This window comes from Flavobacterium sp. GNP001 (assembly GCF_054343775.1).
The window spans coordinates 3,163,433-3,176,218 of record NZ_JBTGUX010000001.1; the positions used below are offsets into that span (position 1 = coordinate 3,163,433).

11 protein-coding genes are annotated in these 12,786 nt (G+C 37.4%); 9 read left to right on the forward strand and 2 right to left on the reverse strand.

Annotation, left to right across the window (positions count from 1 at the left end; translation table 11 throughout):
• The first annotated feature begins 372 nt into the window (after positions 1-372).
• The 6 genes from serS to proC all read left to right on the forward strand — a co-directional run bounded on the left by serS (position 373) and on the right by proC (position 7,188).
• A complete protein-coding gene (gene serS / locus ACXX8U_RS13635) occupies positions 373-1,644 on the forward strand; it encodes a serine--tRNA ligase (protein ID WP_458566316.1) in 1,272 nt (423 codons plus the stop codon).
• Between the two features lie 78 nt (positions 1,645-1,722).
• A complete protein-coding gene (locus tag ACXX8U_RS13640; RefSeq protein ID WP_458566317.1) occupies positions 1,723-3,501 on the forward strand; it encodes a tetratricopeptide repeat protein in 1,779 nt (592 codons plus the stop codon).
• Between the two features lie 119 nt (positions 3,502-3,620).
• Positions 3,621-3,932, forward strand: coding sequence for a DUF4286 family protein (locus tag ACXX8U_RS13645; RefSeq protein WP_306259610.1), 312 nt, complete (start codon positions 3,621-3,623; stop codon positions 3,930-3,932).
• Positions 3,933-4,070: 138 nt separating this feature from the next.
• Complete coding sequence (gene rsmA, locus ACXX8U_RS13650; RefSeq protein WP_458566318.1) at positions 4,071-4,850, forward strand: 16S rRNA (adenine(1518)-N(6)/adenine(1519)-N(6))-dimethyltransferase RsmA; 780 nt, start codon at positions 4,071-4,073, stop codon at positions 4,848-4,850.
• Positions 4,840-6,192 (forward strand): magnesium transporter, encoded by a 1,353-nt coding sequence (mgtE, locus tag ACXX8U_RS13655; RefSeq protein ID WP_458566319.1) that lies wholly within the window; start codon positions 4,840-4,842, stop codon positions 6,190-6,192. Before rsmA ends, mgtE begins: the two co-directional genes overlap by 11 nt.
• A gap of 219 nt (positions 6,193-6,411) precedes the next feature.
• Positions 6,412-7,188 (forward strand): pyrroline-5-carboxylate reductase, encoded by a 777-nt coding sequence (gene proC / locus ACXX8U_RS13660; protein WP_210790626.1) that lies wholly within the window; start codon positions 6,412-6,414, stop codon positions 7,186-7,188.
• 148 nt (positions 7,189-7,336) lie between these two features.
• Here the strand turns inward: proC and nhaA are convergent, their stop codons facing one another.
• Positions 7,337-8,500, reverse strand: a complete 1,164-nt coding sequence (gene nhaA, locus ACXX8U_RS13665) for a Na+/H+ antiporter NhaA (RefSeq protein WP_458566320.1) — start codon at positions 8,498-8,500, stop codon at positions 7,337-7,339.
• A gap of 142 nt (positions 8,501-8,642) precedes the next feature.
• Here nhaA and ACXX8U_RS13670 point away from each other — a divergent pair, with 142 nt between their 5' ends.
• From ACXX8U_RS13670 to ACXX8U_RS13680, 3 genes are read left to right on the forward strand one after another with little or no spacing between them, the layout of a single operon-like run.
• The gene (locus ACXX8U_RS13670; protein WP_458566321.1) at positions 8,643-10,001 is read left to right on the forward strand and encodes an NAD(P)-dependent oxidoreductase; all 1,359 of its coding nucleotides are present in this window, start codon (positions 8,643-8,645) and stop codon (positions 9,999-10,001) included.
• A gap of 22 nt (positions 10,002-10,023) precedes the next feature.
• A complete protein-coding gene (locus ACXX8U_RS13675; RefSeq protein ID WP_458566322.1) occupies positions 10,024-10,407 on the forward strand; it encodes a DUF4234 domain-containing protein in 384 nt (127 codons plus the stop codon).
• Positions 10,382-10,846 (forward strand): DUF2752 domain-containing protein, encoded by a 465-nt coding sequence (locus tag ACXX8U_RS13680; protein WP_458566323.1) that lies wholly within the window; start codon positions 10,382-10,384, stop codon positions 10,844-10,846. Before ACXX8U_RS13675 ends, ACXX8U_RS13680 begins: the two co-directional genes overlap by 26 nt.
• A 55-nt stretch (positions 10,847-10,901) precedes the next feature.
• On the opposite strand, the gene ACXX8U_RS13685 is transcribed toward ACXX8U_RS13680, so the two are convergent.
• On the reverse strand, positions 10,902-12,704 hold the full coding sequence (locus ACXX8U_RS13685) for a GNAT family N-acyltransferase (RefSeq protein ID WP_458566324.1): 1,803 nt from the start codon (positions 12,702-12,704) through the stop codon (positions 10,902-10,904).
• Between the last annotated feature and the right edge of the window lie 82 nt (positions 12,705-12,786).

Genomic DNA, 12,786 nt, shown 5'->3' on the forward strand with positions numbered 1-12,786 from the left:
TGTTTTGCGAATCTTCGTGAAATACATTTTTTTTATCAATAAATAATAGCGTTATCTCGCAAAGACACACCAAGAAAAACACAGAGCAGCGCAAAGATTTTTATCAAAAACTTCGTGAATCTTTGTGACTCTTTTGCGAATCTTCGTGAAATGACCTTTCCTGCCAATAATGAATTGCGTTATATCGCAAAGACACAGCAAGAAAAACGCCGAGCAACGTAAAGATTTTTATCAAAAACTTCGTGAATCTTTGTGGCTGTTTTGAGAATCTTCATGAAATCCATTTTCCCAAAAAACTTTGTCCCAATCTTACCAAACATTTCCTTAAATTTGCTACCATTATTATACCATTTAGCGCAAAAAAATTAAGCTATGTTACAAATCGCATTTATTAGAGAGAATCAAGAAAAGGTAATCCAAGCTTTGGCAAAAAGAAATATGGATGCCAAAAGTGTAGTGGAAGAGGTGATACAATTGGACGAAAACCGTCGTGCAACTCAGGTAGAACTGGATACCATTTTGTCCGAATCTAATAAATTAGCGAAAGATATTGGTGAACTCATGAAAGCAGGCGATAAGGCCAAAGCTTCGATCTTGAAAGAAAAAACAGTAGCCAACAAAGAAAAAAGTAAAAAATTAGCTGAAACTGCCGATGCTTTAGCAACCGAATTACTTGAAAAATTATATACGCTACCAAACCTTCCTGCGGCAATTGTCCCAGAAGGTAAAACTCCCGAAGAAAACTTAAATGTTTTTGAAGAAGGTACTGTGCCCGTATTACACGAAGGCGCTTTACCACACTGGGAATTGGTAAAAAAATACGACATCATCGATTTTGAATTGGGTGTAAAAATCGCAGGTGCGGGTTTCCCAGTTTACAAAGGCAAAGGAGCTCGTTTGCAACGCGCCTTGATTAATTATTTTCTAGATAAAAATACAGCAGCAGGTTACAATGAAGTGCAAGTGCCACACATGGTAAATGAAGCTTCGGCATACGGAACAGGACAGTTGCCTGACAAAGAAGGGCAAATGTACCACGACAAAGCTGATGATTTGTACTTGATTCCAACAGCTGAGGTTCCTGTAACCAATTTGTTTCGTGATGTAATCCTGAACGAAAACGAATTACCGGTATTAACAACTGCTTACACGCCTTGTTTCCGTCGTGAAGCAGGTTCATACGGAGCACACGTACGCGGGTTAAATCGTTTGCACCAGTTTGATAAAGTAGAAATTGTACGCGTTGAGCACCCAGATAAGTCTTACGAAGCGCTTGACGGGATGGTTGAGCATGTTAAGGATATTTTGAGAGACTTAAAATTACCATACCGCGTGTTGCGTCTTTGCGGAGGTGACATGGGCTTTACATCAGCATTGACCTATGATTTTGAAGTTTTTTCTACGGCACAAGACCGTTGGTTAGAAATTAGTTCAGTTTCTAATTTTGAAACCTTTCAAGCCAATCGCTTGAAATTGCGTTTCAAAGACAAAGATGGAAAAAACCAATTGGCTCATACTTTAAACGGAAGTGCATTGGCTTTGCCAAGAGTATTAGCCGGAATTTTAGAAAATTACCAAACTCCAGAAGGGATTGTAATTCCTGAAGTATTGCGTCCGTATTGTGGGTTTGATATTATAGATTAAGCAATTTGCAGTTTTCAGTCATAGTAATTTTATGCCATGGCTGAAAACGGTAACTGCAACTAATACCGAATATTGAAAATGAAGAAGCTTTTTCTATATCTTTTTTTGTCATGCTCGCTAGTGGCGTTTTCTCAAAACGACCAACTAGCTCAGTATTATTTTGACAAAGGCGATTTTGAAAAGGCAAAAATAAGTTTCGAGGAACTCCTTAAAGAAGCGCCTCAAAATAGCCAATATTTTTTGCGCACGGTAGAATGTATGCAGCAGTTACAGCAATATGATGCAGCAGATAAGGCCATTCAACAACGTTTAAGCAAATATCCACAAGGTTATTTGGTGGTAGAATTAGGGTATAATTTTCAGCTTCAAAAAAATGACGCTAAAGCAAAAGAATACTACAATCAAGCGGTAGAAAAAGTCAAAAAAAACCCGAATGAAGTGTACGGTATTGCCAATGCTTTTGAGAAAAAAGTACTACTCGATTATGCTTTACAATGTTATCAATCGGCTACAAAATCAGATCAAAATTTCAATTTTAGCTATCAAATTGGGTTGCTGTACGGGCAAATGGCAAATTTAGAGATGATGGTAACCACGCTTTTAGATGAAGCTTTTGCTAATCCACAAAATTCCATTCGAATTCAAAATCAATTTGTACGTTTTATGGCTGATGAGGGAGATGATTCTTTTAATCAGCTTTTGCGAAAAGCATTAATCTTAAGAACACAAAAGAATCAAGATTTGTTTTGGAACCATTATTTGAGTTGGTTTTATGTGCAACAAAAGGAATTTGACAAAGCTTTTATTCAAGAAAAAGCCATTTATAAACGAAATCCGGAGTCGCTAAATGCTATTGTAAATTTAGGACAGTTGGCTATTCAAGAAGAACGCGACGAGACAGCTCAAGAAATTTTGACCTTTGTGCTCGAGAATACGCAGGACAAGGATTTAGTTTTGCAAGTTGAAACCTATTTGATTCAGCTAAAAATAGAAAAGGCTACTGCAGTAGACTTGGCAGCGATAAGACTGAAATTGGAAACACTTGTGCAGCAATTCGGGATCGTACCACAAACTTTAGAGTTGCAACTGGCTCAAGCACATTTTACAGCGTTTAATTTAAAAAATCCCGAAGAAGGGAAATCAATAGTTAAGCGAGCTTTAGAAATGCCATTGAATGAATTTGATAAGGCTAAAGCCAAAATGGAACTGGCCGATATCTTTTTGTACGAAGAGAAATTCAATCAAGCCTTAATTTATTATTCCCAAATTGAATTGGATATAAAAAATGATGTTTTGGCGCACGAAGCCAGTCTAAAAGCTGCTAAAACCAGTTATTTTAAAACTGATTTTTCATGGGCTTTAAAGCAGTTTAAAGAGTTGAAAGCTGCTAACACGCAACTCATTGCTAATGACGCGCTAGAGTATTTTTTATTGATTAATGACAATACGGTGGCTGATTCTACCCAAACCGCTCTAAAAGATTTTGCCAAAGGCGATTATCTGCTGTATCAAAATAGAGATGAGGAAGCCATAACTCACTTTTTAGAAATATTGAAAAAACATAAAGGGGCTGAAATAGAAGCGGTAACCTTGCTACGATTGGGAAAATTGTATGAAAAGAAAGCCAATTACGAACAAGCTTTAAACCATTATCAAGCCATAATTACACAGCATAAGGATGGAATTTACGTTGATGAAGCACTGTTTTTTTCGGCAGAGATTTACAACAAGCAAACGGTTCCTGAAAAGGCAAAACCACTTTATGAAAAAATACTATTTGAACACGAAGACAGTATTTATTTTGTAGAGGCGCGAAACAAATTTAGGCAGTTGCGAGGCGATACTTTGAATCCTTAAATCACAATGACCTCTTTTCAGAATGTGCAATTAAAAGCGCATTTAAAACAGATTTATTAAACACTTTTAACCCTACTTACCCCTAGTAGGATTCCCCCTCAGGGGGTTAGGGGGCTGATATGATACTATACAACGTTACTACAAACATACACGAAAGCGTACACGACCAATGGATGATCTGGATGCAGCACAAACATATACCTGAAATGCTTGCTACGGGCAAATTCACCGCAGCACGTTTGGTACGTGTATTGGTCGAAGAAGAAATGGGCGGTGTAACCTATTCAGTGCAATACACCACAGATAGTAAAGCTACGCTCGAAAGCTATTACCAAGAAGATGCTCCTGCAATGAGAGCCGAAGGAGCTAAGCTTTTCGGAGATAAAATGCTCGCTTTTAGAACCGAATTACAACTAATAGCAGATTATTAATACGTCAAAAGAAGATAAATAGTACTTCTTAAAAAGGCTAATGAAAGCATTTCCTTAAAGTAGTATGTAGTTATTTTCAATTTTAAAATAATAGAAGTAGGCTTTGTGCCTATGTGCCATTGAGGCAAAACAAGAGATATGGAAAAAGTTACCGCCAAAAAGCACTTAGGACAACACTTTTTAAAAGACGAAAGTATTGCAAAAGATATAGCCGATACCTTGAATTTACAAGGGTATGATGATGTTTTAGAGATTGGACCTGGAATGGGTGTGTTAACGAAATACCTATTAGACAAACCCATTACAACTTACGTGATCGAAATTGATGCAGAATCTGTGACGTATTTGGATGCAAAATATCCAAAATTGAAAGATAAAATCATTTCGCAAGATTTTTTAAAATACAACATTAACGAGATATTTGAAGGGAAACAGTTTGCAATTATTGGCAATTTCCCGTACAATATTTCGACTCAAATTGTGTTTAGAACGCTGGAGTATCGAGATCAAATTCCCGAGTTTGCAGGAATGTTTCAAAAAGAAGTTGCCGAGCGAATTTGCGAAAAAGAAGGTTCTAAGGCTTACGGAATTTTATCAGTTTTGGTGCAGGCATTTTATGATGCTGAATACCTTTTTACAGTAGATGAAAATGTGTTTAATCCGCCACCAAAAGTAAAATCGGGTGTGTTGCGCTTGCGCCGAAAAGAAGATTACAGTTTGCCTTGCAGCGAAAAATTGTTTTTTACCGTAGTAAAAACTGCTTTTCAACAGCGCCGCAAAACCTTAAGAAATAGTTTGAAAACGTTGAATTTAACTGATGCTTTGCGTGAAGATGAAATATTCAACAAACGACCTGAACAGCTTAATGTAGCTCAATTTATTGCTCTCACCCAAAAAATAGAAGCCGATGGAATTTAAAATCAGCAAAGTATTAATTAATGAATTAGAGCAACTCATTCAAAACAAAAACGACCAGCAGTTGGAAGTCTTGTTGAATGACATGCACCATGCTGATATTGCTGAAATTCTGGATGAATTAGACTTTAATGAAGCAACTTATATCTTTAAAGTTCTAGATAGCGAGAAAACAGCCGAGATCCTTTTGGAACTCGAGGATGACTTGCGTGAAAATATCTTAAGCAGGCTTTCGCCAAAGGAAATCGCTGAGGAGCTCGATGAACTTGAAACGAATGATGCGGCCGATATTATCGCTGAGCTTTCGCAAGATTTGAAAGCCGAGGTAATATCTGAACTTCAAGATGTAGAACACGCCAAAGATATTGTTGACTTGTTGCGGTATGATGAGGATACTGCAGGTGGAATCATGCACAAGGAGTTGGTTAAGGTTAATGAAAATTGGAACGTGCTCACTTGTGTAAAAGAAATGCGCATTCAAGCCGAAAATATTTCCAGAGTACACTCTATTTACGTGGTAGATGATGAAGACCGTTTAAAAGGGCGTTTGTCACTTAAGGATTTGTTGACTACCTCGTCAAGAACACCTATCAATGATGTGTACATTCGAAAACTAAACTCGGTAAAAGTAGATACAGAAGATGTTGAGGTAGCGCGTATTATGCAAAAGTACGATTTAGAGGCTATACCGGTAGTAGATGAATTGGGCCGCCTTGTAGGCCGAATCACCATCGATGATATCGTTGACGTAATCAAGGATGAAGCTGATGAAGATTACCAATTAGCAGCGGGTATCTCACAAGACGTGGAAGCCGATGATAGCATATACGAACATACCAAAGCACGCTTACCTTGGTTGGTCTTGGCATTATTAGGAGGTTTTATTTCTGTGAAAGTACTTGGCCTTTTTGAAGGTGCAATGAAAGAACATGGAAACTTATTCTTTTTTACGCCGCTTATTGCCGCAATGGCGGGCAATGTTGGTGTACAATCATCAGCAATTATTGTGCAAGGTTTGGCTAATAATACGTTAAGTGGCTCTGTTTTTAACCGACTCATCAAAGAGGTCTCTCTTAGTCTATTAAATGGCGTAATCTTAGCCACCATTTTATTTGCAGGAAGTCATTTTTTACTGAATGTAGAAATGATTATCGGGATTATTGTCACTACGGCTTTGATTGCAGTAATCATAATTGCGTCATTAATTGGCACTGCTATACCTTTGTTGTTGGATAAATTCGGAATTGACCCTGCTTTGGCTACTGGACCTTTCATAACAACGAGTAACGATATTTGCGGTATTTTAATTTACTTTTCAATAGCACGATTGATTTTAGGGTTTTAATCCTTTAAATTAGATTTGAATATTATCATTCAGCCAAAAATGAAGTCTTTTTATGCCACCAGTTTGGTTCAAAATGATTTCATTTTTGGCTTTTTCATTTATGGACTTTGTGGTTTGTGTTGCTGTTTTAGCTATTTTTGAGAAAACTAAACTAAAACTAACTACTTGCCTTATTGATTTTGTTGTAAATACAAAGGAAAGGGCAAAAAACTACAACGCATGAAAGTACACATTATTGGCGGAGGAAACCTAGGCGTTTCTATCGCACTCGGTTTGGCTAAATTTGCCACACAGCATCAGGTAACCATAACACGACGCAACATTTCAAGTATTCTTTATCTCGAAAAATTAGGGGCAACAGTAACAACGAATAATATTCTCGAAATTCAAGAGGCTGACGTAATTATACTCACCATCAAACCCTATCAGGTAGATACTGTTTTGGCCGAAATTCTACCACAAATCTCCAATAAAATCATAGCATCGGCAGTAAGTGGATTGTCTATTGAAAATTTGCAATCTAAAATTGGCGCCAATAACTATGCGGTTCGCATCATGCCTAATATTGCCGCACAATTTGGTGCATCGGCAACATGTATTGCATTTCATGAAGCCCATAAAGAACTGGCTCAAGAGGTAGTTGCCCTATTTGAAAGTTTGGGTACGGCACCAATTATTGACGAGAAGTTGATGGATGCAGCTACCGTTCTTGCTGCCAGTGGAACAGCTTTTGCTTTGCGTTACATTCGTGCCTCAATGCAAGCTGGAATCGAAATTGGTTTCGATTGGCAAACGGCATTGGCTATTTCTGCTCAAACGGTAAAAGGAGCTGCCGAAATGCTTCTCGAAGAAAAAATCCATCCAGAACAATTAATTGACCGTGTGACCACGCCGCAAGGCTGTACCATTGCGGGCTTAAACGAAATGGAAATGCACGGTTTTAGTTCGTCCTTAATTCGAGGAATAAAAACTTCTTTGAAACAGATTAAGGGGTAGGGAGTCCAATGTGAGTTCTTTTTTTGGGTTTGAGACCATCAAATTTCATAGACAGGTTTGCCATAACACAAACCAATAGTCACTAAATATCAAAAAACCTCGTTAACAAATTTGTAAACGAGGCTTTTTTATTGTTGTTTCAATCCAATTAGGTTGTGGTAGTTTTTGTTTTTCTTGTTTTCAAATTAAACTTAAGCCACAAGAAGCCAATTGTTCCCGCCATAAACGAAGCTATTAAAATGGCAATTTTAGAGTAGGTGATTACTTCTTCGCCATCGTTTTTAAATGCTAAAAGGGTAATGAAAATTGACATCGTAAAACCGATTCCACCCAGCATTCCTGCGCCCAAAATAGTAGACCATTTTAAGTCTCGTGGTAAAGTACAAATTCCTAAACTCACCGCAAGGAACGAAAATAACCAGATTCCTAATGGTTTACCAATGACCAATCCTGCAATGATTCCGAGGGTATTTGATTGCGTTAAGCCCTCATGCCAATCTGGATTAATTGCGATGCACGTATTGGCTATTGCAAATAAGGGCAAAATGAAAAAGGCAACTGGATTATGCAGAAAATGTTGTAATTTATACGAGATGGTCTTTTTTCCGCCATCTCCAAACGGAATCACAAATGCCAACAAAACGCCAGTTATAGTAGCGTGTACGCCAGAATTAAGCATAAAATACCACATTCCGGAACCGCCAACAAGGTACGGCCAAAGACTATGTACGTTTCGTCTATTCAAAATAAATAAGCCTCCCATAATTCCAAAAGCGATGGCTAGATTTAAAAACGAGATACTTTCTGTATAAAAAATAGCAATAACCATGATTGCACCTAAGTCGTCAATTACAGCAAGTGCAGTCAAAAATACTTTTAAGGAAGTAGGCACTCTGTTGCCTAAAAGCGATAAAATACCGATTGCAAAGGCAATATCAGTTGCCATTGGTATTCCTGCGCCGTTTTGAGTAATTGTTCCAAAATTCAAGGCCAAAAAGATTCCTGCCGGAACAATCATTCCGCCAAGTGCGCCAAAAATAGGTAAGGCGGCATTTTTTAGGTCAGATAGCTCTCCTTGATATATTTCACGTTCTAATTCTAAACCTATTAGTAAGAAGAAAATCGTCATCAATCCGTCATTAATCCAGTGGGTTATGGAATGATGGCCAAATTGTGTGTCCCAAAAAGCAATGTAATCGGTTTGTATGGCCGAATTAGCTAAAAATAAAGATGCTAAAGTGACAAATAGTAATAAGATTCCGCCTGATTTTTCGCTTTCAAAAAAAGCTTTGAACGTTTTTGTTAATTTCATGGGTATTGCATTGTGTAGCAGCAGTCGGATTGCTACGAATTTGTAGTTTGCAAATTTACGATTTTAAAAGTGAAATTGCATTCGGGAGCCAATAAACCGTATTTTTTTTGTTAATTTGAATGGTTAAAATTCCATCATCATTATGGCTATAAAAGTCCTTCATCTCGATAGCAATCATCCCATTTTGTGGGACCAATTAGAAAATGCTGGTTTCATCAATCACAGCGATTACAAATCTTCTAAACAAGAAATAGAAGCACTAATTGATCAATATCACGGAATCGTAATTCGTAGTCGTTTTAAAATCGATCAAACTTTTTTAGATAAAGCAACGCAACTGCAGTTCATTGCTCGCGTGGGCGCTGGATTAGAAAGTATTGATTGCGAGTATGCCGAATCAAAAAATATCTCGCTAATTGCTGCGCCAGAAGGAAACCGTAATGCGGTAGCTGAACATACGTTGGGTATGATTTTGTCGCTTTTTAATAAATTGAACCAGGCCGATCGTGAAATTCGTGCGGGTCAATGGAACCGCGAATCGAACCGTGGGCATGAGTTGGACGGGCAAACCGTGGGGATTATCGGTTATGGTAATATGGGAAAATCATTCGCCAAAAAACTACGCGGTTTTGATGTTGCCGTTTTGTGTTACGATATTGTAGATGGGGTTGGCGATGCCAATGCCAAGCAAGTAAGTTGGGCAGAATTTCAAGAAAAAGTCACCGTATTGAGTTTGCACTTGCCTTGGACGCCTGATACCGATAAAATGGTAAACGAAGCTTTTATTAATGGTTTTAAAAATCCGTTTTGGATTATGAATACCTCACGAGGCAAGAATATTGTAACCGATGATCTAGTTGCTGCACTGCAATCAGGAAAAATCTTGGGCGCTGGTTTGGATGTTTTAGAATATGAAAAGTTGTCTTTTGAAACACTTTTTACGGATGCCAATCCGCCGGCTGCTTTCCAATATTTATTGCAAGCGTCAAATGTAATTTTAACACCCCATGTAGCGGGTTGGACATTTGAAAGTCACGAGCGATTGGCGCAAGTTATTGTTGATAAAATAAAAACGAAGTACGCTCCTCAACCAGAAATTGCTAAACTTGAACCACGAGTAACCGGTGTGGGAGGTTTCTTTTTTAAAGCGCAAAACCCAATTGAATTAAAACAATGGTACCACAAACATTTAGGACTGCCAACTGATGATTATGGTGCTACTTTTTGGTGGAAAGACCAACAAGGTAATGATTGTAGCACGCAATGGTCGCCTTTTGAAGCAGGCACGAACTACTTCGAACCAAGTCAAAAAGACTTCATGCAAAACTTTAGAGTAGCAGATTTAGAATCGCTTTTGAAAAAATTAACAACTGAAGGTGTAACAATTGTAGGGGAGATGCAGACTTATGAGTACGGAAAATTTGGCTGGATCATGGATCCCGAAGGGAATAAAATTGAACTCTGGGAACCGATTGATGCTGCTTTTGAACCAAAAAACTAATCTAACCAAAAAACTATAAACAATGGAAAATCAAAAACACGAAGCTTGGAACACGCCAAGAAAATCAATTCCTGTATTTAAAGTAGACCCTTTATTGGTTTTAATATTGGGTTTTTTAACATGCGGATTGTATTTAATTTATTGGAATATAAAAGTAGCAGAAGTTTTTAATGCTGTTTCTGAAAGACAGGTTATTTCACAGCCAGTGGCAATTTTTGCAGGCTGTTGCTACCCAGTGAATATATATTTCTTTTATTTGGCAGGAAGAGATGCTTTGCCAGATGTGTATACCCATGCAGGTGTTCCACAAAAGGATGATACTGTACTTTTACTTGTTCTAGGATTCTTTTTTCCAATGATTGCTGCAATGAAAGTTCAAAATGACATCAATAAATTATATAGCTAGTACCAGAGTAAAAAGAAAGATTTACGGAATTATTGGTGCGATTTTAACGCTGATAATTCCGTTTTTATTAATGCTCTCAAATGAAGATAATCATCTTCAAACAGATCAATCTTTGTGCCCGTTTAAAATGATCTTTGGTTTTCCGTGTCCAGGCTGTGGAATCACTAAATCATTAGTTTACTTTTTTCAAGGTGATTTACTTAAGAGTTTAAATTATCATATTTTGGGTCCGTTTGTAGTGCTATTTAGTCTTTTTTCAATCGTTTTGTTGACTTGTGAAATAGCTACTAGAAAAGAATATCTAAACAAATATTTTTACAATAAAAAGCTGGCTTACGGATTAGGAGTTTTTTTGGCAATTTACCATGTGTTGAGGTTAATTTATTTTGTTCAAAATAATTCATTAGATAGTATTTTAAAAGAGTCCATTTGGAAGTGATATAAAAAACAAAATCCCGATTCAATCGGGATTTTGTTTTTATAAACACTAGATTTTACTCTTCTTTTTCAACTAGCTTGCGCTCCAGTTCAGCCTGAAATTCTTCCATAACAGGTTTCATCGTGCTTTCTGGAATATCTGCAATCCTTATGTACATCAAACCATCAACAGCATTATTAAACAAAGGATCAACGTTAAACGCTACTACTTTTGCGTTTTGTTTGATGTATTTTTTAATTAAAACTGGTAAGCGTAAACTGCCAGGTTCTAATTCGTCAATAATCTTATCGAATTTATTTAAATCCGACTCGGCTTCGTCAAAAATAAAGTCTTTATCGGCATCTTTCAATTTAACTTTGTAAGCCTTTTTCGGATGAATGTACTGCGCAATGTACGGATCGTAATAGTTTGATTTCATGAACTCAATCATCAACGATTTCGAAAAATCTGAAAATTGATTGCTAATACTCACTCCGCCCAATAAAAATTTATGTTCCGGATAACGCAAAGTGGTATGCATAATTCCTTTCCACAACAAAAATAAAGGCATTGGTTTTTGCTGGTATTCTTTGATGATAAAGGCACGGCCCATTTCGATAGATTTGTGCATCATGTCGTGCAACTCCGGCTCAAATCGAAACAAATCGTTCAAATAAAAACCATTAATTCCGTATTTCGGGTAAATCTCTGACCCTAATCCCATACGGTAAGCACCTGCTATTTTATTTGCTTCGTTATCCCACAAAAACAAATGGTGGTAGTATTGATCGTGCTTATCTAAGTCGATGGATTCATTGGTGCCTTCGCCTACTTCTCGAAACGTAATTTCGCGCAAGCGGCCTATTTCATGTAAAATACTCGGAATTTTAGTCGCTCCCGCAAAAAACACCTCGTAGTTTTTACTTTGCAGCAAACGACAATCGGTACTGCGTAAAGCTTCAACTTCTTGCACCATCGTTTCTGGACTGGCAGCGGTAACAATTGTTTTTGGGCTTTTCGGAATTTTAAGCGTAGGCGTTGGCAAAAACGGACTTTCTTTCTCGAAAGGATTCGCCAACATGTACGTTTTCTTTCTCAAAAATTCAGAGTATTCCTCTAGCGTAGTATGTTCGTTTTGTTCGCTTACCGAAATCGGTTTACCAATTCGCACTTTAATCACGCGACGTTTTTGACTAAACACTTCCGAAGGCAGTTTGGCAGTGCGCAACGTGCCACTTATTTTCGATAAAAAATAAAACAATTTACTGTTTTTAGCATGAAAATAAATTGGTACAACAGGTACTTGTGCTTTTCGAATCACTTTGATAGCGCCTTCTTCCCAAGGTTTATCTACCATCAATTTACCATCTTTGTAGGTCGAAACTTCACCTGCAGGAAACATTCCCAAAGGCTTTCCATCGCTTAAATGGCGTAGAGTTTCTTTAATACCTACCACGCTCGACTTCACATCCTTATGGTTTTCAAAAGGATTTACCGGCATGATATACTTTTTGAGCGGTTCAATTCGGTGCAGTAAAAAGTTGGCAATAATTTTAAAATTGGGCTCTCTTTCAAGCATTAATTTTAAAAGTAAAACCCCGTCAATTCCGCCTAGTGGGTGGTTCGATATGGTGATGTAAGCGCCTTCTTTCGGTAGTCGTTTTAAATCTTCCTCTGGAATTTCAAATTTAATTTTTAAGTCATCCAATACTCCATTCAAAAACGCAACATCTTGCAGATGCTTGTTTCTGTTATATACTGTGTTTAAGGTAGATATTTTTAGCACCTTCATTAACATCCATCCTGAAAAAGTTCCAAGAAATCCGTATTTGTCTACATTTATTGCTTTTGCAACTTCTTTGGCGGTTACTAAACCCATTTATTATTGTTTTTAAGGCAAGAAACAAAGATAGCAAAAAACTCCATTTTCTCTATTTTTCTGGGCCAAACTTCTTCTTTTT

Bases quoted from the DNA above. Each gene is read 5' to 3' on its own strand.
- serS (WP_458566316.1), top strand. From the start codon at position 373: ATGTTACAAATCGCATTTATTAGAGAGAATCAAGAAAAGGTAATCCAA.
- ACXX8U_RS13640 (WP_458566317.1), top strand. From the start codon at position 1,723: ATGAAGAAGCTTTTTCTATATCTTTTTTTGTCATGCTCGCTAGTGGCG.
- ACXX8U_RS13645 (WP_306259610.1), top strand. From the start codon at position 3,621: ATGATACTATACAACGTTACTACAAACATACACGAAAGCGTACACGAC.
- rsmA (WP_458566318.1), top strand. From the start codon at position 4,071: ATGGAAAAAGTTACCGCCAAAAAGCACTTAGGACAACACTTTTTAAAA.
- mgtE (WP_458566319.1), top strand. From the start codon at position 4,840: ATGGAATTTAAAATCAGCAAAGTATTAATTAATGAATTAGAGCAACTC.
- proC (WP_210790626.1), top strand. From the start codon at position 6,412: ATGAAAGTACACATTATTGGCGGAGGAAACCTAGGCGTTTCTATCGCA.
- nhaA (WP_458566320.1), bottom strand. From the start codon at position 8,500: ATGAAATTAACAAAAACGTTCAAAGCTTTTTTTGAAAGCGAAAAATCA.
- ACXX8U_RS13670 (WP_458566321.1), top strand. From the start codon at position 8,643: ATGGCTATAAAAGTCCTTCATCTCGATAGCAATCATCCCATTTTGTGG.
- ACXX8U_RS13675 (WP_458566322.1), top strand. From the start codon at position 10,024: ATGGAAAATCAAAAACACGAAGCTTGGAACACGCCAAGAAAATCAATT.
- ACXX8U_RS13680 (WP_458566323.1), top strand. From the start codon at position 10,382: ATGACATCAATAAATTATATAGCTAGTACCAGAGTAAAAAGAAAGATT.
- ACXX8U_RS13685 (WP_458566324.1), bottom strand. From the start codon at position 12,704: ATGGGTTTAGTAACCGCCAAAGAAGTTGCAAAAGCAATAAATGTAGAC.